The organism is Schaalia odontolytica, from assembly GCF_024584435.1.
In the GTDB taxonomy this organism is placed as follows: domain Bacteria; phylum Actinomycetota; class Actinomycetes; order Actinomycetales; family Actinomycetaceae; genus Pauljensenia.
This window is the reverse complement of record NZ_CP102197.1, coordinates 1524969-1543346: the sequence shown is the minus strand read 5'-3', so window position 1 is coordinate 1543346 and position 18378 is coordinate 1524969. Positions and strand designations below refer to the sequence as shown.

Sequence of the window (18378 nt, the reverse complement as noted above, 5' to 3'; positions counted from 1 at the left end):
AACGCGGCGACGGCGGACCTTATGATGTGAGAACTACGGGAGGCGGCAAGCGACGGCCCAACGACGGGTGCATCGAGAGTAGGGAGATGCCGTGAAGAGAGTGCTGCAGATACTGGCCGCCATTGTGACCCTGTGTGTTGCGGTCGCGGTGGTCCTCGTTGTCGTCCACGTGGTGGAACAGCGCACGCAGAAGGCATACAAGCCGGTGCTCTACCTGTACCCGGAGCAGGAACGGACGATGACGGTGACGCTGGACCTGACGGGAACCCTCGACACCGTCTACCCGGCACCCGAGCGCGTCACCTCTGTCGACGGACGCACCCGCGCCTCGTGGACGGTGGGCGCGGCGAGGGATGGAACACTCACGGATACCTCCGGGCGCACGTATCCCTCCATCTTCTGGGATGCGACGATGGCGCTGCCGGAACCCGACGCCGGATTCGTCGTCTCCCGCGACGATGCCGTCGCCTTCCTCGAAGACAAGCTCGCCCAGCTCGGGCTCAACGAGCGGGAGGCCGCCGACTTCATCACCTACTGGGCGCCCCGCATGCGCGCTCACGACTACACCTTCGTGTCTTTTGACGCGAGCGCCTACACGCGCCGCGCCGCCTACAGCTTCACCGACACGGACGGAGAGGCGGTCACCCCCGACACATTCATCCGGGTGTTCATGTCGATCCGCGAGGCCGACGCCTCCACCGTCGCCGAGCCGCAGATCCTGACGCCGCCACCCCCGCGCTCGGGTTTTACCGCGGTCGAATGGGGCGGAACCGAGCGATAGAGGCGGGCGGCGCGAGCGAGCGAAAATGCGACACTCGCGACACAATGGAACTAAGTGTGGTGAGATGAAGGCACCACGAACAGGAAGGTAGTGACATGGCCCAGGAATGGACGCGCATCGAAGGCATGATCATCGGCCACGAGCTAGATCCCAGCACCGTCGCCGCTGAGCTCAAGGAACGTGCGATCCTCGCGCAGCTCGAGTGGTTCCCCTCCTCCCCCCAGCTGCTCGGCCTCAACGTCGCGGTCTGCGACGACCGTGTCGCCACCGTCCCCGCCGACTCGACCGAGGTGACGCCCGGCCCCACCCCCAGCCAACTGGCCGAGGAACTGGCCATCCTCTTCGACGCAGAGGTTCGCATCGGCAATGCGACCTCCGACCAGCTCCCCGACGGGGAATCACCCCTCGGGCGGGTCTGGCCCTCTGACGAGGACGCGCCCGAGACCGTGGAAACTGCGCCCACCCGCATCGTCGAGATCGGGCGCACGCCGGCCTCCTCGGTCCCGCTCCTGGCGGCCCTGGAGGGCGTGGACCTGGGCGACCTGGAGCTGGCCGACGGCCACCGTGCGCTCCTCGCCGAGCTTCCCCCCGAGAAGGAAGGATGGAACTTCGGCGACCTGCCGCTCGTGACGCTGTCCATGTCCGACGGTGAGTTCCAGGTTTTCCTCGTGACCGACGACCACCTCGAGAACATCGTCTCCCACAACTGGGGTATGGACGCGGCGATCGTGCCGGGCGGCCACGACAAGGCGTCCGAGCTTCCCACCGACGTCACCGACCTGGTCGGCGATCGCCTCGACCTCATGGAAATCGCCCATGCCGTTCCCGGTTCCGACGCCGACGCCCTGTGGGCGTCGGTGGCCACGACGGGCGAGGAATCCGTGTGGAAGGTTGTTCGTGCCCTCGGCCTTCCCGGATCCGTCGCCGGATTCCTCTTGGGAACCACGGACGCCGAGGACGTCGAAGGAGTGAGCGTCCACCTGGCGCGAGGCATATCCAACGCCATCGGCCGAAGCGTGGACATCATGATGGGGCAGCCGCAGTCCGTCGTCAAGCCCCTGTGGAACTCCTACGAGTCGGTGGCCGTTGAGCGCCCCTGGATCATTCACGCCGCCGTGGCAGCGGAGGCCATCGTCGGCGCGGGCCTGCTCGTTGCGGCCGTCCGCTCCTCCTCGCCGCGCTCCGGGTGGATGCGTTTCGCGGGCATCGTCGGAGGCCTCATGATGGTTGATTCCATCGCCGAGCTGTCGCTCGCCAAGCACGTCTCCAAGCGATTCGCGCGCCGGGCCGCAGCGGCCGCCGAGTAGCAGGGACGTCAGAGCCGGGGCGGATGCGCCCCGGCTCTGACGTGTCTCACAGCGCCAGTGCGTCGGCGGGGAAGTCCTGGGGACGATCGGTGAAGATACCCGTCACCCCCCACGATGCCAGCTCGCGCGCCTGTTCCACGTCGTTGACGGTCCAGACATTCACCTCGAAGCCCGCATCGCGCATGGCCTGCACGTCCCTGCGCGACAGCCCCTCGACTCCGGGGTGAATCGCCCGGGCTCCCAGGGCGGTCGCGCCCTCACGCCATTCCTCGGAGGCTCGTTCAATGAGCCAGCCGAGCGCCACGTTCGGGCTCGCGGCGTGGAAGGCCGCCAGGAGCTCATGGTCGAAGGAGGAGACGATGAGGCGGGAGGGGACCTTGCTCCCCGCCACCGCGACGGCCAACGACTCGACCAGCCGTTCGCGCAGCCTCTCTCCGCCCGCGCAGGGCTTGATCTCCAGGTTGGCGCCCATCTGCTGGGCGTGGGCGAACTCGAGGGCGTCAGCGGCCTCGGGAATGCGTTCGAAACGATACGTGTCGGAGAACCAACGCCCGGCGTCCAGGCGGCGAATGTCCGAAAAACCCAGGCGATAGTAGGAGCCCGTCCCCGTCGTCGTCCGGTCGAGCGTGTCGTCGTGGATGACGATGAGGGAGCCGTCTCCGACGATGTCCACGTCAAACTCGAACCAGCGAGCGCCGACCTCCATGGCCTTCGAGAACGCGGCGATCGTGTTCTCGGGAGCGAGGGAGGAAGCTCCCCGGTGAGCGATGATGCGTGGGAAGTCGGACATGGATTCTCCTAGCGTGGACGCCTGCGTGTACCCACTCACCATAGGTCGGGGTGGGCCTCGGCGCTCAACATGGAGGACCTCCCGGGCCCCGGTTCGAGGAGGACGGCCTCGTCGCGCTTGGAGGCGAGGACCGTGTTGATGTAGGAGGCGACCACCTCATCGCGGGGGACATCATGCCCGGCCTGCTGCGCCATGTACCAGCGGTGTTCCAGGAACTCGTGATAGAGCTGAGCGGGTTCTAGCTTGCCCGCGAGCTCGCGGGGGATTGCCCGGACAACGGGAGTGAACTCGTCCGTCAGCCACTTGTGGGCGGCCTGCTCGAGGGGGATGTCCTCCAGGCCGGACGTGGCGCGCCACGCGTCAATGTCCGCGAGGAGCCGCCGCGCCTGATGCTCGCCCACGTCCATGCCGGTCAGGCGCATGAGCTTGCGGTTGTGGTGGCCGGCATCAACCACCTTCGGTTGAATCAGTAGGTGATCGCCGCCGTTGTCGGTGGCCATGCGCAGCTCGGCCACGTCGAAGCCAAGGTCGTTGAGCCTGCGGATACGTTCGTTCACGAGGTATCGGCGTTGCTCATTGGGGATGGACTCCTCGGCGGTGACCTCGCGCCAGAGCAGGTCGTACTGGGTTCGGATGCGGTCGCCCACGTCGATGGGGTCGACGTCCATGGGGAAATATCCTCCGGCCTGGAGGTCCATCAGCTCGCCGATGATGTTTGTGCGCGCCAGATCGACGTCGTACTCGCGCTGGCCGGGCGTCAAGGTTCCGTGTAACTCACCGGTCTCAGCGTCGACCAGGTAGGCGGAGAACGCCCCGGCATCGCGGCGGAACAGCGTGTTCGACAGGGAAACGTCGCCCCAGTAGAAGCCCAGGAGATGAAGGCGCACGAGAAGAAGCGCCAGCGCGTCAATGAGTCGCGTCGCAGTGTCGGCGCGCATCGACAGTGAGAAAAGCGCACGGTAGGGCAGTGAGAACTTCAGATGCTCGGTGACGAGCACCGCGTTGAGTTCCTCGCCTTCGGGGTCCTTGCGCCCCGTGATGACGGCGACAGGCAGCACGGAGGGGGCGTCCAGGCGCGTCAGGTCGCGCAGCATGTCGTACTCGTGATGGGCGACCGTTTCGCCGATCTCCTTGACCGCCAGCACGCGGCCGGACAGATTCACGAAGCGCACGACGTGCCGAGAAATGCCGCGCGGAAGGGCGGCGAGCAGGGACGACGGCCACTGCTCCAGGGGAACGTCCCACGGGAGGTCCAGGAGGGCGGAGTCGACCGCAGCCGCCGTAATGTCCAAAGCCATGCCCCCATTGTGGCACCACTAGCCCGGCCTGCCACGGCGAGCGTCCACGGCGCGCCCAGTCGCGGCGTAGAACACACGCGAGACGAGGCGGCCCCGGCCTCATCCGTGAGGGACGAGGCCGGGGCCGGGATGCGTCGCGCGCGGGCGCCGTGCCTTACTCGGGCAGGCGCACGCCCGTGGCGGCGGAGAAGTTGTGCTGCTGGCCCTCGCGGATGCGCACGTGCAGGACGCCGCCGCGGCCGGGGGCGGTGCGCGGGGGAACGCGCACGATCAGCTGCTTGCCCGTGCCCTCCGCGCCCGAACCCAGAGCTTCTCCCTCGGCCGCCCCGGCCAGGTGGCCGTAGACGTAGGCGTCGGAGCCGAGTTCTTCGACGAAGTCAACCTCCACCGGGATCGTCCCCTCCGCGTCGGCGTCGACGACGTCCAGGCCCTCGGGGCGGAAACCGATCTTGATCTTCCCGCCGTCCTCGGCCGTCATCGCGGCGCGGGCAGCCTCGGACACCGGCACGCGGGCGGGGCCGAGCTTGGCCCACTCGCCGTCAACCGTGAACGTTCCCAGGTTCATGGCGGGGGATCCGATGAAGCCTGCGACGAACTCGTTGGCGGGGCGCTCGTACATCTCCTGTGGCGTGCCCACCTGCTGGAGGAGACCGCCGGCGAGGACGGCGATGCGGTCGCCCATCGTCAGCGCCTCGGTCTGGTCGTGGGTCACGTAGACGGTGGTCACGCCCAGCTCGCGCTGCAGCGAGGCGATCTGCGTGCGGGTCTGGACGCGCAGCTTCGCATCCAGGTTCGACAGGGGCTCGTCCATGAGGAAGACATGGGGCTTGCGCACGATGGCGCGGCCCATCGCGACGCGCTGACGCTGGCCACCCGACAGAGCCTTGGGCTTGCGGTCCAGGTAGGGCTCCAGGTCGAGGATCTTTGCGGCCTCTTCGACGCGCTTGTTGATCTCGTCCTTGGGGGTGCCCGCGATCTTCAGGGCGAAGCCCATGTTCTCGCGCACCGACATGTGCGGGTACAGCGCGTAGTTCTGGAAGACCATCGCAATGTCGCGGTTCTTCGGGGGAACGTCCGTGACGTCCTTGTCGCCAATGAGGATGCGGCCGGAGTTCACGTCCTCCAGGCCGGCGAGCATGCGCAACGAGGTGGACTTTCCGCAGCCGGACGGGCCGACGAGGACGAGGAATTCGCCGTCCTTGATTTCGAGGTCGAGCTGGTCGACGGCGGGCTTGTCGGAGCCCGGGTAAACGCGGGTAGCCTTGTCAAAGGTGACGGTTGCCATATGCAATTCCTTCCCACCGGCAGGTACGTGCCGGACGATCCATTGTGGGTGACCGTGGAGCGTCTTCGCCCACGGAGCCGACGCCCGGATCATTCCGAGCGTGCAACTACGCTGAAGTTACCACGCGCGCACGGCCCTGTACAGCCCGGATCGGATGATGGATCGAGGCGGAATCTCCGTCGTGCTTTCGCGCCCGGGATCGCCCCGGCGAGGCGGCAGACGATTGTGGGTGGACGCGCTCAGCCCGGGGGCCAGGTAGGCTGAGGGGGTGGAAGAAGGCGAGGAACTGGGCGGCTACCGGCTGCTTCGTCGGCTCGGGACGGGCGGCGCGGGCACCGTGTGGCTGGCTGAGGACGGCGGCGGAATGCGCGTCGCCCTCAAAGCGATGCACCCGGCGCTGGCCGCGTCGGAGGCCTCGCGCGTTCGGCTCGCGCGCGAGACGCGTACCGTGAACTCCGTGCGCTCGCCCTTCGTTGCCCACATCCTTGACGCCGAAACGGAGGCGTCTCAGCCCTTCGTCGTCTCCGAGTACATCGAGGGGCCCACGCTCGCGGAGATTCTCCTCTCCGGCCCGATCCCACTGCGTGGGGTCGCCGCCATGTCCTACCACGTGGCGTCCACGATCGCCGCGGTCCACCACGCGGACATCATCCATCGCGACATCAAGCCCTCCAACATCATCTGTTCCCCGCGCGGACCCGTCCTCATCGACTTCGGTATCGCCATGGCGACCTCCGACCAGCACCTGACACGCACCGGCCTCGTCTCCGGGACGGCCGGATACACCGCGCCCGAACTCCTCCGGGGAGGGGGAGCAACGAAGGAATCCGACTGGTGGGCGTGGTGCGCCACCCTCCTGTCGTGCGCGACCGGACGACCCCCCTTCGGCACAGGCGACGTCGCGGCAACAATGCTGCGCGTCGTTGAGGGCAGGCCCGACCTGGCCGGGCTGCACCCGGCGGTCGCGGACGTGCTCGGCGGCGGGCTTGCGCCCGATCCCGACGAGCGTCCCTCACCTGCGCTGATCGTCGCGGATCTGATGAGTGCCGTCGGCTGGGCCCCCGGCGAGCTCGACTACGTCACCGTGAACTGGGCGCAACTCCTTGACACGGGCGCGCGCACGCAATCCATCAGCTCGGATCCACAGGAGATCGCCGCGCCACCCGCTTGGGAGGACGCGGGTCGGCGCCCCGTGGCCGACGGAGCGCGCGAGGTGTCCTACCCCGATCGCCCCGGGCGCGACCCCTCCGAGTTTGCCGCCGTCAACGATCACACCGAGGTGGTCGACACCGCCTCCATTGCCGAGAGCGACGAGAAGTGGGACGAGGAAGGCAGCGAGGCCGGATGGGGCGAGGAGGACACGGAGGAGGTCGCATGGCGCGACGACGCGACCAGCCGGTGGCAGGTCGTCGATGATACGGATCCCACCCAGGTCATGGCCCCCCTCGAGTGCAACCCCAGCGTGGCCGAACAGGTGCCCGACGCGTCCCACCGGGTGCCGTTGCCCGCTCACCAACCCGCAGTGCCCGGAGGTCCTCCCGGCGGCTACGGGCGGCTCCCCTACCCGCAGGCACCCGGAGGCGCCGGACCGGGGCCGTGGGCTCCGCCCGCCTCCTTCCCGCAGGGAAGTGGGCAACCGGGCAAGGCGGCTGCCTCATCGTGGGGCAAAGGGGCGTGGATCTGCGCCGCCGCGGTGCTGGCCACCCTGGCCTCCCTGCCTTTCCTCCTGGGAGCCACGGGCACAACTCTCCTGGGCATCGCGCTGACCGCCTTCGGCTTGGTCGGCGCAATGACGCGGTGGCTCGAGCGGCGCCGCTTCCTGCGCGGCCCCCGCCCCAGCGACGGCGCCGCAGTCATCGCGATGTCGCCGCTCCTGCTCCTGCGCTCCCTGCTCACGACCGCCCTCGCCATCCTCGTCGGGGGCCTCGTTCCCTACACCCTGTGGGGTTTCCTGTCCTACCAACGCGACGGCGAGGCCGCGTGGTCGTGGCCGCTCGACGTCGCCACCGCTGCCAGCGTTCCACGCGAGGACTATTGGCTGAGCGACTCGAGCGCGGCGATCGTCGTCTGGGGGCTCGCGGCGGCCTCCCTGCTTATCGCCTGGCTGATGCCCTTCGCGGCAGACCTGCGCGTCGGCCTCGCCACGTCGCTGCGCGCGCTCGTCCCCCCGCTGTGGGGACGCGCCCTGCTCACACTCGGATGCGCCGGATTCCTTGCGGGTGCGTGGATCGTCCTCACCGGTGGCCTGTTGCACTAGGCGAGACTCGGCTCGGATCGGTAGTCTGACAACATTCAACCAGTCTCGGAAGGTGAGTTCATGGCTAAGAATCCGAAGTCGACCCTCGATCCGGTGCGGGCCAAGGCCGCACAGATGCGTCAGGCGCAGGAGCGCGCCGATCGTCGCGTTCGAATCATTGTGATCGCCTGCGTCGCCGCCATCGTCCTGGCGGTCGTCGGCGCCGTCGGCGCGGTCATTTGGAACCAGCAGGCCCAGATCAACGCCGCGCGCAACGTCGATGCCTCCGAGGTCCTGGGTTCCTACGCCGATGGGCGACCCATCATCCTCAACGGCAACGGGATCGTTGCCGAGGCCGACCCGAACCTGCCCACCCTGACCGAATACTTCGACTACTCGTGCCACGCCTGCGCGGACCTGGACGTCGCGATGGGCCAGGACCTGACCACCTGGGCGTCGCAGGGGCACTTCAACCTCGAGATTCAGCCGGTTATCACCGTCAACATGGACTATCTCAAGCCCGCGGCCGGCGCCTCCCTGGTGGTCGCTCAGAAGGCTCCGGACAAGTGGGTCGAGTTCCACCACGCGTTGCTCGCATACTTCCGCACCCAGTTCCAGGCCTCGAACGGAAAGGTTGTCCAGAACCTGGACGCGTCCTGGAAGCAGGTGAAGGAGATCGCTGCCGAGGTTGGAGTTCCCGCCTCCGTCATCAACACCTTCCCCGTGAACGCGGTCGAATCCTACCTGGAGACGTCGACCAACGCGTGGCGCGATGCCGGGTACAGTGGGCGCGAATCCGGCCTGGGGACGCCCGAGCTCGTCAAGAACCGTTCCACCGTCATCCCGCTGGGTGGCCAGCTCGGTGCCCTGCGCCAGAGCATCACGCAGGAGTACGGGATCACCGACTCCACCTCGCAGAGCAGCGGCCAGGACGGGGCAAGCGATGCGGCCGAGCCCTCCCAGAGCGGCGACGCGAAGTCGCAGAGCTCGGGGACGACCTCCAGCTCGGAGTGAGTCGGCGGGCGCGGGGTGGAACCACCCCACCCCGCGCCTTGGACACTGATCGGCCTGCGGTGGGAGGCGTCGCCCGCGCGCCGTCCACCCCACCTATGGCACACTAGTTGTCGCGCCGGCTTAGCTCAGTTGGTAGAGCAGCTGTCTTGTAAACAGCAGGTCATCGGTTCGAGTCCGATAGCCGGCTCCACGCATTCCCGATGGCGCGCCGAAGCGCCAGGGCGGCGACGCTTCGTCCGTCCCGGCTCCTCATGAGCCCAGCGTCCAATCAACCCCCGGATCCCCCTGCGAGCGCAGGAGCTCGTTCGCCCGCGAGAAGGGACGCGAACCAAAGAAACCTCGATAGGCGGACAGGGGAGAGGGGTGAGCCGACGCGATGATCGGCGTGTTCCCGAGGCGAGGTGCCAGGGATTGCGCATCTTTGCCCCACAGGATCGCGACGAGCGGTACGGGGCGACCCTCGCGGGAGCGGCGAGAGACAAGCGCGTCGATCGCGCACTGAGTCACCTCTTCCCAGCCTCGTCCCCGGTGAGATGCCGGCGCGCCGGGACGGACGGTGAGCACCCGGTTGAGGAGACACACTCCCTGCCGACTCCAGGCGCTCAGGTCGCCCGACGCTGGAGGAGGGCAACCGGTGTCCTCGCTCAGCTCGCGGAAGATGTTGACGAGTGACTTGGGCAGGGGGACGCCGGGGCGTACCGAGAAGGACAGGCCCATCGCGTGTCCCGGCGTGGGGTAGGGGTCCTGGCCGACGATCAGGACCCTCACGTCCTCGAAAGGATAGGTGAACGCCCGAAGGACGTCGGTGCCCGCGGGAAGGTAGCCGCGTCCGTGCTCGACCTCGGAGGCCAACATCGCCCCCAGCTCGTGTATCCGCTCTTCGACCGGAGCCAGCGCGCCGACCCAACCCGGGTCGATCAGTTCGGACAGCGGGCGGGGTTTGTATTCGCTCATGACCCCAGCCTAGTGCCGTACCACCCGCGCCACACTCCTGCGAGTCTGCGCGCCTGACAGTGTCTTTTCCGATAGTCTGAACGCGTGAGCTCTCAGTACCCCAGGGATGAATTTGACCGTGCCGGCGAGGATATGCCCGTCGGTATGCACCGCCCCAAGCCCTCCAAGTGGAAGAACGTGTGGCCATTCTTGGCTATCCTCGTGATCGTTCCCGCGCTGGGGTGGGCGGCGGCGACCGCCCTGTCACGCCAGCAGACCACCACCGTCACCCCGGCGCCAACCTCCGCCGCGACGACTCCTACCTCCTCGCCGAGTCCGACCGAAGCACCCACGCAGGAGCCGCAGTCGGCGAGTGAGCCCACCCCCTCGCCGAGCACCTCCTCGCCTGCGGCTTCCGCTCCCGATCACGGCGCGGTCATCCAGGTCCTCAACGGGACCGGCACGCAGGGCTACGCCGGTCAGAAGGCCGCGATCCTCAACGAGGCCGGCTATGCCGGAACCTCTGCGGCAAACGCCGACGGATGGGCGACCCAGACGTCGACGGTCTTCTACGAGGATCCTCGCATGGAGGCTACCGCGAAGGACATTGCCTCCAAGCTTGGTATCGACACTGTGCGTCAGGAGAGCGGTCTGGGTAACCCCGACATCGTCGTCATCCTGCGCTGATTGTCTTGCCGTGAGTGCGAGGAGCCGTCCATCCGTGCCGGGTGGGCGGCTCCTCGCGGTGTGCCGCGTGCCCGCTTCGATCCATGGCGGGCGCCTCCCGTGGCGTCGCGAGGCGGTCGCGCCGGTCCATTACGCCGTGAGCGCATAGCGCTCAAGGGAGAGGAACTCGCCTTGCACTCCGGTGTGTCGAGTGCCAGAATCATATCTAGCACTCCGGCAAGGAGAGTGATAAGACCACAGGTCCGGTGAGGCCGCCACCAAGCGCGGTCGTCCGTCGCGGGCACCGGACCCGATCCGCACCGCGGAAGGATATATTTCCAATGACCAAGCTCATCAAGTTCGATGAAGATGCCCGTCGCGGCATGGAGAACGGCCTCAACCTGTTGGCCGACACCGTGAAGGTGACGCTGGGCCCCAAGGGCCGCAACGTCGTTCTCGACAAGAAGTGGGGCGCCCCCACGATCACCAAGGACGGCGTCTCCGTCGCCAAGGAGATCGACCTTGAGGACCCCTTCGAGCGCATCGGCGCCGAACTCGTCAAGGAAGTTGCCAAGAAGACCGACGACGTCGCGGGTGACGGCACCACGACCGCGACCGTCCTGGCCCAGGCTCTGGTCCACGAGGGTCTGCGCAACGTCGCCGCCGGGTCCAACCCGATCGCCCTCAAGCGCGGCATTGACCAGGCCGTTGAGGCGATCGTCGCTCAGCTGCACGCCGATGCCAAGCCCGTCGAGACGACCGAGCAGATTGCCGCTACGGCGTCGATCTCTGCCAACGATCCCGCCATCGGCAAGCTCATTGCCGAGGCCTTCGACAAGGTGGGCGCCGAGGGTGTCGTGACCGTCGAGGAGACCAACTCCTTCGACACCACGCTCGAGACCACCGAGGGCATGCGCTTCGACAAGGGCTACCTCTCCGCCTACTTCGTGACCGACCAGGAGCGTCAGGAAGCGGTCCTTGAGGACGCGTACGTCCTGCTCATGGACTCCAAGATTTCCAACGTCAAGGACATCGTCCCGGTCCTGGAGAAGGTCATGCAGACCGGTAAGCCCCTGGCGATCATCGCCGAGGACGTCGAGGGCGAAGCCCTGGCCACCCTGGTCGTCAACAAGATCCGCGGCACCTTCAAGTCCGTGGCCGTCAAGGCCCCCGGCTTTGGCGAGCGCCGCAAGGCGATGCTGCAGGACATGGCGATCCTGACGGGCGGCCAGGTCATCTCCGAGACCGTCGGCCTCTCCCTGGAGAACGCCGACCTGGAGCTGCTGGGCCGCGCGCGCAAGATCGTCGTGTCCAAGGACGAGACCACGATCGTTGAGGGTGCGGGCGACAAGGATATGCTGGACGCCCGCGTGCGTCAGATCCGCCAGGAGATCGAGAACACCGACTCCGACTACGATCGTGAGAAGCTCCAGGAGCGCCTGGCCAAGCTGGCCGGTGGCGTCGCCGTGATCAAGTCCGGTGCGGCCACCGAGGTCGAACTCAAGGAGCGCAAGCACCGCATTGAGGACGCCGTGCGTAACGCCCGGGCCGCTTCCGAAGAGGGCCTGGTCGCCGGCGGTGGCGTGGCCCTGATCCAGGCTGCCTCCGTTGCGCTTGCGTCCCTGGACGCCCTCGAGGGCGACGAGGCCACCGGTGTGAACATCGTGCGCCTGGCGATCTCCTCGCCCCTCAAGCAGATCGCTGAGAACGCCGGACTCGAAGGCGGCGTGGTCGCCGACCGCGTCGCGTCCATGGAGCCCGGCCACGGCCTGAACGCCGCGACCGGCGAGTACACCGATCTCATGGCTGCGGGCATCTCTGACCCGGTCAAGGTGACTCGTTCCGCGCTGCAGAACGCCGCGTCGATCGCGGGCATGTTCCTGACGACCGAGGCCGTCGTTGCCGACAAGCCGGAGCCGCCGGCCGCCGGTGGCGACGACGCCGGCGCGGGCATGGGCGGAATGTACTGATCCCCTGATCGATCCGCTGAAACGCCCGGGGGGCGAGACTCCTACTCGAGTCTCGCCCCCCGGGCGCATCCTATGCTCCGTGCGCAAACAGGGAGGCCGAGTGAGCCTCCGCCTCGGAATACGTCGCGGCCGCGGTCTGCAGCTGCGTGGAAATCGCGTCGAGTGCGTCGTGGGTCTGAGCCTGAATTCCCTGCCACTGGGTGATTGTTGCCTGAAAGTTGACCTGTGCCCCGCCCGTCCATGAGTCCTGGAGTGCCAGCAGCTGGGCCATGAGGGTATCGACCTCGGAGCGGATCGTGGATGCGGTGGCGCAGGCCTGGGCCGATGCGGCGGAGATCTGCTCGGCATCAACGGCGTATGCGGTCATGGTGTCCTCCTTCGTGGGACCCCGGGTGGGTCCGTCGACACCGACGTTACGCGCGCCGCGGCACGCCTTCTCCTCGCGGCGGCAGGCCTGTGGACATCGACGACTCAACGGGGCGCCCTGTGCACGGACGGGGGCAAGCGACGCGCCGGTGGGTGCGTCACGGAAGGAGAGAGAGTACCCACCTGACCCTAGTCGGATGTCGGCAGGTCCAAGGACTCTACCGCAGACTCGAGCGACGACGTTGCCTCCTCGTCCTCATCGCCGTCCTCGCCGTCGGCAATCATGGGCGGAAGGACGCCCGTTGAGGTGACCTCGTCGTCAGTGGAATGGACGGGCGTGCGCTTCTTGATGGAGCGGCGCTTGATGATGAGTGTGCCCGTCGTCGTGGTTGTGTCCTCGACGATCTCGTCGGTGTCGTCGGACTCGTCGCTCTCTTCCGGCTCGTCGGCCTGGGCGGCGCACAGCTGGGCCTTCTCCCGGTCGAGGCGTGCCAGCTCAACCTCCAGGTTTGCCCGCGCGGTGTCCTCCCAGGCTGCGCCGAGAGGAGACTGGTAGATGCTCTCGTAGCCGAGCAGCTTCTTGACGAGCGCGCGCCTGGCCTTGATGAACTGCAGGTCGTCAAGTTCGCTCAGCTCGGCACGCAGGGAGCAGCGGAGCTTCTTGTAGTCCTGAGGGCTACACGACAGGCACGCGAGGTCGGCGTCGACCAGGACCTGGGCGTCGAAGTCGGAGCGTGGGGCGCGGTGTCGGGTGAGGAAGGCGATCAGCTCGTCAATGCGGACCACGACCTCCTCGGGAACGCCGAGGTTGGTGAGGCGATTGTGAGCGTGATCAATGCAGCGCGTCGACGCGAAGTTCGCCTGGAAGCCACCGAGCTTGATCTCGAGCGCCTTGTTCAAGAAGGCGCCGTGATACCAGGCGGCCACGCGCAGGATGTCCGCATCGTGCGCCGATGACGCGATCTCGTCGATGTGGGTGAGCGTGTTCATGAGCCGACGCAGGTTGTGCAATTGGCGTTCCGGCGCGCTCCAGCGCTCCACGAGGTCGGCGCCCTCGTTCTGAAGGTCTGTGTCGGTCGCGCTTGCGCCGATCTGCTGCATGGCGTCAACGAATGACGTCAGCAGCCACTGAGGTGCTTGGGCACCCATGGGCCACTCTCCTAGCTGAGGAATACCCGAGCCATGCTAGTGCGCTTTTCCCCGAAGGTCACGTTCGTTTGCTGAGAATCAGGGAAGAACCGGGGAAAGTGCCGGATGTAGCAGCTCGAGAATGAGCAGAAAATGAACGAAAAAGCGTGAGCATCCGCGGCTTCGTTACCTCGTTCACGCTGTTGGTAGCTCGATACGAACCGTCAAGCCACCTCCTTTCGTTTTCGTCAGCGACGCCCTCCCCCTGTGAGCCGCGAGAATGCCGGAGACGATGGCCAAACCGAGGCCCGATCCCCCGGACTTTCGGTTGCGCGAGGTGTCCGCCCGATAGAAGCGCTCAAAGACGCGGCCGCGATCGGTTTCGTCGATGCCGGGACCGTGGTCACGCAGCTCGACGATCGCGGTGTCACCGGAGAGGCCGAGCGCTATCTCGACGGGGGATCCTGACGGGGTGTAACGGACGATGTTGCCGATCAGGTTGGTGAACACCTGAGAGAGTCGGTCACGATCGCCCGGCACGATGAGCGACATGGGGGGAGTCCGACCGGTGATGCCGGTGAGCCCAACCGTGCGCGTCGGGTCGAGGGCCTGCAGGTCGAAGACCGCGTTGTCGGCCAGCTTGACGAGGTCGATGTCCGTGATCTCGAGGGGGCGCCCCTCGTCCAGGCGCGCGAGGGTCAGGAGGTCCTCGACGAGGGTGGCCATGCGGGAGGATTCGGAGCCGATGCGCCCCATCACCTCCTCGGTCCTCTCGGCGGGAACTCCTCCCATCGCGTACAGCTCGCAGTAGCCGGAGATTGCCGCCAGCGGGGTTCGTAGCTCGTGGGAGGCATCCGAGACGAAGCGCTTGATCTTCTGCTCGGATGCCTGCCGCGCCTCGAAGGACTGCTCCACCTGGGTGAGCATCGTGTTGAGGGAGAGGGCGAGGGAGCCGACCTCCGTCGTCGGAGGATGAGGGGTCACGCGCTTGGTGAGGTCACCGGCGGCGATCTTGCCGGCGGTCGATTCGATGGAGCGCAGCGGCAGGAGCGCGCGGCGCACGAGGTAGCGCCCGGCCCAGCCGCCGATGACCACGATGATCGAGCCGGCGACCGCAAAGTAGGAGGCCGTGGTTCGTAGGGTGTGCTGAACGTCGGTGAGGGGCAGGGCGATCGTCATGTAGCCCGAGAACTCCCCCGAGGTCTGGTCGTACACGGGAACGACGAGGGCGCGCCATCCGAGGCCGGACTTCGACGAGGCGACGGTGACCGGAAGCGTGCGAAAGGAAGAGACGGGTGCGGAGGAGGTGTCGACGAGCTCGGGCAGGGTCGGGGTGCCCGAGGCCTTGAGGGTGTCCTCGGAGTAGAGGTAGCGGTCCGAGCCGTCCTTGGCGTGAATGTGGACGTAGTAGAGCGTGGGGATCGCCCCCTGACCGTCCGACGAGAAAGTCGCCGACGAAGCGGAGATCTGGATCGTGTGCGCGGTGGCCACGAGCTGATCGTCGATCTGGGAGGTCAGGTGGCGCTGGAGAAGGCCGATCATGACGGTTCCCGCGAGGGAGAGGCCCACCGCGAGCAACAGGATGATGAGCGTGACGAGCTGGGCGGCGAGGGGCTTGGCGTCCCACCATGCCTCGATGCGTTGAGCCAGGCTGGGGCGCACGTTACTCCTCGACGCGCAGGATGTAGCCCACGCCGCGCTTCGTGTGGATCAACTCCCCGCTGGCCCCCTCGACCGCGAGCTTGCGGCGCAGATAGGAAATGTAGGATTCGACGATGGCGACCTCGCCGTCCCAGTCGTACTCCCACACGTGGTCCAGGATCTGCATCTTCGAGACGACCCGCCCGGCGTTGATGACGAGGTAGCGCAGGAGCTTGAACTCCGTGGGGGAAAGATCGATCTGGACGCCGGCGCGCGTTACCTCGTGGGCGTCCTCGTCAATGACCAGGTCGCCGACGCGCAGGAGGGCGTCTTCCTCCTCCCCGCCCATCGTGCGGCGCAGGATCGCGCGGATGCGGGCGACGACCTCTTCGAGGCCGAAGGGCTTGGTCACGTAGTCGTCGCCGCCGACGGTGAGTCCCTGAATCTTGTCGCGCATGTCGTCTCGCGCGGTGAGGAACAGGACGGGGGTGGTGATCCCGGCGTCGCGAAGTCGTCGCGTCACGGTAAAACCGTCCATGTCGGGGAGCATGACGTCGAGAACGATGAGATCGGGTCGCGATTCCTGGGCCTCGTGGAATGCTCCGCTCCCGTCTTCGGCCGTGACGACGTCAAAGCCGGCGAAGCGCAGGGACGAGGCGAGGAGGTCGCGGATGTTGGGCTCGTCGTCGACGACGAGCAGCTTTGCTTCAGTTCCCGTGGTAGCCATGGATCTAGTCTCGCCGATGATCCTGCATGTTTCCTGAGAGTATGTTGGGAGCGGTGACGGTCGTGCTGTTAGGTATCTCATAACGGTCGCGCTTTCGTGTTCGCGCTGGGCCGCGCGTGCGCTCGCGCGAGGGGGCGCGTGCGCGTGTGCGAGAATTGCCCCATGACATCCCAGACCTCGAATGACGTCATGACGCCCGAAGGCGTTGACTTTCGCAACGTATCGGGCAAGCTCGCCGCGCTCAGGCTCGGAAATGTGTTCGTCGCGTGCGGAGCCGCGGCCGGCATCATCAGCGCCGTTGCGCTCGTGGCCGGTATCGACGAGGCGTGGATGGCGATGCCCGTACCTTCCCTCATCGCCCTGTGGTGCCTGTGGCTCGTCCCCGCTCAGGTTAAGGCCCTGCGTTACGCTCTGGCCGAGCGCGACTTCGTTATTCGCCGGGGCGTCTTGAGGCGCTCCATGACCCTCGTGCCCTACGGTCGCATCCAGTACGTCGACATCGCCCAGGGGCCTGTGCAGCGCCTCCTTGGTATCGCCACCATCAAGCTGTCCACGGCCAGCGCGCACACAGACGCGGCGCTCGCCGGAGTCCCCGTCGCCGACGCATCGCGCCTGCGCGACGTGTTGGCCGAGCGCGGCTCAGCGGAGCTGATGGGCCTATGAGCGCGGACCTCTCCTCCGACGGTATTGCCCCCGAGGACTGGAAGTACCTCCACCCGCTCACCTATCTGCCGCGTGTTGCCGGTTCCCTCGGCGGCGTCGCAGCGGCAACCGTCTGGGCGCTTCAGTGGGGCCGGGCTCGCGTTGTCGGCGAGGGCGGACCCGCGTGGGCGGCGAGTGTCGGCTCGCTCCCGGTGCTCCTCGGCCTGGCTCTCGTCGCGGTCGGCGTGCTCCTGGCCTTTAGCTACCTCTCGTGGAGGATGACCCGTTACGCGATCACCCCGAGCGCCGTGTGGTTCCGTTCCGGCATCCTGTCTCGTTCGCAGCGCCACGCCAGGGTCTCGCGCATCCAATCCGTCAACCTCTCCTATTCCCTCCTGGGGCGCATCGTCGGCCTGGGCTACCTCGATATTGAGGTAGCGGGCGGGGCTGAGTCGAGCATCAAGCTCGGCCTGCTTCCCTCGAGCCGCCTCGAAGACCTGCGCGCGCTCCTGCTGGGCCTCGCCTCCGGAGCGATCGACGAGCTTGTCCCTCCCGCCGGCCCTGCCCGCGCGGCGGGGCAGGGGCGTCCCCTCGCCCAGGCGACGCTTGAGGCACCCGAACGCGTCGTCTTCCGCGTGAGCGTACTCGAACTCGTTGGCTCCATGCTCGCCACCATGAGCACGGTCCTGGCCCTCGCCATCGGAATCGGGCTGTGCATCCTCAACGCCTTCCTCATCGTGAGCGTCGGGGTGACGTCCGTGATGAGTTTCGCGGCCATCATGTTCGGCGCCGTCAGCGTCGTCGCGGGAGTGTGGACCAGGTTCGACCGAGAGTTTGGCTTCACGGCGGCGATATCGGCCGACGGAGTGCGCATTCGGCGAGGCCTGACCGCGCGTCGCCACGTCACGATCCCGCCCGGACGCATCCATGCCCTCTCGGTCAGCCAGCCGCTCCTCTGGCGGTTGTTTGGGTGGTACCGCGTCGAGATCACTCAGGCGGGTAACAGGACCTCCTCCGAGGGCGAGAAGAACGAGGGGATGCGCCTTGATGTTGCCTCCGATGTCCTCCTACCCGTCGGTTCGCGCGCGGAGGTTGCCCAAGCCATTGCAATGGTTGTCCCGTCCCTCGGGGTCGATGAACCCGACCGCTTCCTGGAATCCCTGCATGCGGGGAGGCGCGCAGACCGCTGGATGACCCCCATTCCGCCCAGCGCACGGATCCTGGATCCCCTCACGTATGCGCGCCGCGCTTTTGCGCTCACGGATACGGTTCTCGCGATTCGCGGAGGCTGGCTCACCCGCACGTTCTCGATCATCCCGCTCTCGCGCATCCAGTCCGTGTCGATGAGGCAAGGTCCCCTCCAGGGCTGGAGGGGGGTGGCCTCGGTGCGCGCCGAGCTGGTTCCCGGCCGGGTTCCGTCGTTGGCCGCGCACGTTGAGGCCTCGCGCGCCCTCGACCTGTGGTCGCGCCTCTCGGTGGCCTCCAAGAGCAGCCGCGACGCCGAGCCTCCCGAGCGTTGGCTCTCCCGGGTCGGCGAGGTCGTCGACGCGACCCTGGCAAGCGAGGCGAGCGGCGCGTAGGACGAGGATCGGCA

At 67.2% G+C, this 18378-nt stretch carries 16 protein-coding genes and 1 tRNA gene; 9 read left to right on the top strand and 8 right to left on the bottom strand.

Annotated features, from left to right (window positions below; translation table 11 throughout):
• Window positions 1-91: 91 nt before the first annotated feature.
• The gene (locus NQK35_RS06860; RefSeq protein ID WP_257113656.1) at window positions 92-781 is read left to right on the top strand and encodes a hypothetical protein; all 690 of its coding nucleotides are present in this window, start codon (window positions 92-94) and stop codon (window positions 779-781) included.
• 95 nt (window positions 782-876) lie between these two features.
• On the top strand, window positions 877-2088 hold the full coding sequence (locus NQK35_RS06855; RefSeq protein WP_009213128.1) for a hypothetical protein: 1212 nt from the start codon (window positions 877-879) through the stop codon (window positions 2086-2088).
• Window positions 2089-2134: 46 nt separating this feature from the next.
• Here the strand turns inward: NQK35_RS06855 and NQK35_RS06850 are convergent, their stop codons facing one another.
• The 3 genes from NQK35_RS06850 to NQK35_RS06840 form a co-directional block, all read right to left on the bottom strand.
• Entirely contained in the window at window positions 2135-2878 is a 744-nt protein-coding gene (locus tag NQK35_RS06850) for a glycerophosphoryl diester phosphodiesterase (RefSeq protein WP_257113654.1), read from the bottom strand.
• A 35-nt stretch (window positions 2879-2913) separates the two neighbouring features.
• A complete protein-coding gene (locus NQK35_RS06845) occupies window positions 2914-4176 on the bottom strand; it encodes a DUF4032 domain-containing protein (RefSeq protein WP_257113652.1) in 1263 nt (420 codons plus the stop codon).
• A gap of 154 nt (window positions 4177-4330) precedes the next feature.
• Window positions 4331-5461: an ABC transporter ATP-binding protein gene (locus NQK35_RS06840; RefSeq protein ID WP_009213131.1), complete on the bottom strand. Its 1131-nt coding sequence runs from the start codon at window positions 5459-5461 to the stop codon at window positions 4331-4333.
• Window positions 5462-5729: 268 nt separating this feature from the next.
• Here NQK35_RS06840 and NQK35_RS06835 point away from each other — a divergent pair, with 268 nt between their 5' ends.
• From NQK35_RS06835 to NQK35_RS06825, 3 genes are all read left to right on the top strand, one after another.
• Window positions 5730-7718 carry a serine/threonine-protein kinase gene (locus NQK35_RS06835; RefSeq protein WP_257113650.1) on the top strand — a complete coding sequence of 663 codons (1989 nt, stop codon included), beginning with the start codon at window positions 5730-5732 and terminating at the stop codon, window positions 7716-7718.
• A gap of 60 nt (window positions 7719-7778) precedes the next feature.
• The gene (locus NQK35_RS06830; protein WP_257113649.1) at window positions 7779-8711 is read left to right on the top strand and encodes a DsbA family protein; all 933 of its coding nucleotides are present in this window, start codon (window positions 7779-7781) and stop codon (window positions 8709-8711) included.
• A gap of 114 nt (window positions 8712-8825) precedes the next feature.
• A tRNA-Thr gene (locus NQK35_RS06825) sits at window positions 8826-8901 on the top strand.
• 59 nt (window positions 8902-8960) lie between these two features.
• Here the strand turns inward: NQK35_RS06825 and NQK35_RS06820 are convergent.
• Complete coding sequence (locus NQK35_RS06820) at window positions 8961-9665, bottom strand: uracil-DNA glycosylase (RefSeq protein WP_257113648.1); 705 nt, start codon at window positions 9663-9665, stop codon at window positions 8961-8963.
• 132 nt (window positions 9666-9797) lie between these two features.
• Here NQK35_RS06820 and NQK35_RS06815 point away from each other — a divergent pair, with 132 nt between their 5' ends.
• Both NQK35_RS06815 and groL read left to right on the top strand, forming a co-directional pair.
• The gene (locus NQK35_RS06815; RefSeq protein ID WP_034231532.1) at window positions 9798-10331 is read left to right on the top strand and encodes a LytR C-terminal domain-containing protein; all 534 of its coding nucleotides are present in this window, start codon (window positions 9798-9800) and stop codon (window positions 10329-10331) included.
• Window positions 10332-10651: 320 nt separating this feature from the next.
• The gene (gene groL, locus NQK35_RS06810) at window positions 10652-12280 is read left to right on the top strand and encodes a chaperonin GroEL (RefSeq protein ID WP_009213138.1); all 1629 of its coding nucleotides are present in this window, start codon (window positions 10652-10654) and stop codon (window positions 12278-12280) included.
• Between the two features lie 70 nt (window positions 12281-12350).
• On the opposite strand, the gene NQK35_RS06805 is transcribed toward groL, so the two are convergent.
• The 4 genes from NQK35_RS06805 to NQK35_RS06790 all read right to left on the bottom strand — a co-directional run bounded on the left by NQK35_RS06805 (window position 12351) and on the right by NQK35_RS06790 (window position 16142).
• Window positions 12351-12647, bottom strand: a complete 297-nt coding sequence (locus NQK35_RS06805; protein ID WP_009213139.1) for a WXG100 family type VII secretion target — start codon at window positions 12645-12647, stop codon at window positions 12351-12353.
• Window positions 12648-12835: 188 nt separating this feature from the next.
• Window positions 12836-13795 carry an HD domain-containing protein gene (locus tag NQK35_RS06800; RefSeq protein WP_009213140.1) on the bottom strand — a complete coding sequence of 320 codons (960 nt, stop codon included), beginning with the start codon at window positions 13793-13795 and terminating at the stop codon, window positions 12836-12838.
• A 174-nt stretch (window positions 13796-13969) separates the two neighbouring features.
• A complete protein-coding gene (locus NQK35_RS06795; RefSeq protein ID WP_009213142.1) occupies window positions 13970-15436 on the bottom strand; it encodes a sensor histidine kinase in 1467 nt (488 codons plus the stop codon).
• 1 nt (window position 15437) lies between these two features.
• Entirely contained in the window at window positions 15438-16142 is a 705-nt protein-coding gene (locus NQK35_RS06790) for a response regulator transcription factor (protein WP_009213143.1), read from the bottom strand.
• A gap of 162 nt (window positions 16143-16304) precedes the next feature.
• Here NQK35_RS06790 and NQK35_RS06785 point away from each other — a divergent pair, with 162 nt between their 5' ends.
• Both NQK35_RS06785 and NQK35_RS06780 read left to right on the top strand, forming a co-directional pair.
• Window positions 16305-16805, top strand: coding sequence for a PH domain-containing protein (locus NQK35_RS06785; protein ID WP_009213144.1), 501 nt, complete (start codon window positions 16305-16307; stop codon window positions 16803-16805).
• The gene (locus tag NQK35_RS06780; protein ID WP_257113646.1) at window positions 16802-18364 is read left to right on the top strand and encodes a PH domain-containing protein; all 1563 of its coding nucleotides are present in this window, start codon (window positions 16802-16804) and stop codon (window positions 18362-18364) included. The genes NQK35_RS06785 and NQK35_RS06780 overlap by 4 nt, the downstream gene beginning before the upstream one ends.
• The last annotated feature ends 14 nt before the right edge of the window (window positions 18365-18378 follow it).

Excerpts from the sequence above, each read along its gene's own strand:
- groL (WP_009213138.1), top strand. The coding sequence starts at position 10,652 with ATGACCAAGCTCATCAAGTTCGATGAAGATGCCCGTCGCGGCATGGAG.
- NQK35_RS06850 (WP_257113654.1), bottom strand. The coding sequence starts at position 2,878 with ATGTCCGACTTCCCACGCATCATCGCTCACCGGGGAGCTTCCTCCCTC.
- NQK35_RS06790 (WP_009213143.1), bottom strand. The coding sequence starts at position 16,142 with ATGGCTACCACGGGAACTGAAGCAAAGCTGCTCGTCGTCGACGACGAG.
- NQK35_RS06845 (WP_257113652.1), bottom strand. The coding sequence starts at position 4,176 with ATGGCTTTGGACATTACGGCGGCTGCGGTCGACTCCGCCCTCCTGGAC.
- NQK35_RS06800 (WP_009213140.1), bottom strand. The coding sequence starts at position 13,795 with ATGGGTGCCCAAGCACCTCAGTGGCTGCTGACGTCATTCGTTGACGCC.
- NQK35_RS06840 (WP_009213131.1), bottom strand. The coding sequence starts at position 5,461 with ATGGCAACCGTCACCTTTGACAAGGCTACCCGCGTTTACCCGGGCTCC.
- NQK35_RS06855 (WP_009213128.1), top strand. The coding sequence starts at position 877 with ATGGCCCAGGAATGGACGCGCATCGAAGGCATGATCATCGGCCACGAG.
- NQK35_RS06815 (WP_034231532.1), top strand. The coding sequence starts at position 9,798 with ATGCCCGTCGGTATGCACCGCCCCAAGCCCTCCAAGTGGAAGAACGTG.
- NQK35_RS06785 (WP_009213144.1), top strand. The coding sequence starts at position 16,305 with ATGACATCCCAGACCTCGAATGACGTCATGACGCCCGAAGGCGTTGAC.
- NQK35_RS06805 (WP_009213139.1), bottom strand. The coding sequence starts at position 12,647 with ATGACCGCATACGCCGTTGATGCCGAGCAGATCTCCGCCGCATCGGCC.
- NQK35_RS06780 (WP_257113646.1), top strand. The coding sequence starts at position 16,802 with ATGAGCGCGGACCTCTCCTCCGACGGTATTGCCCCCGAGGACTGGAAG.
- NQK35_RS06830 (WP_257113649.1), top strand. The coding sequence starts at position 7,779 with ATGGCTAAGAATCCGAAGTCGACCCTCGATCCGGTGCGGGCCAAGGCC.
- NQK35_RS06820 (WP_257113648.1), bottom strand. The coding sequence starts at position 9,665 with ATGAGCGAATACAAACCCCGCCCGCTGTCCGAACTGATCGACCCGGGT.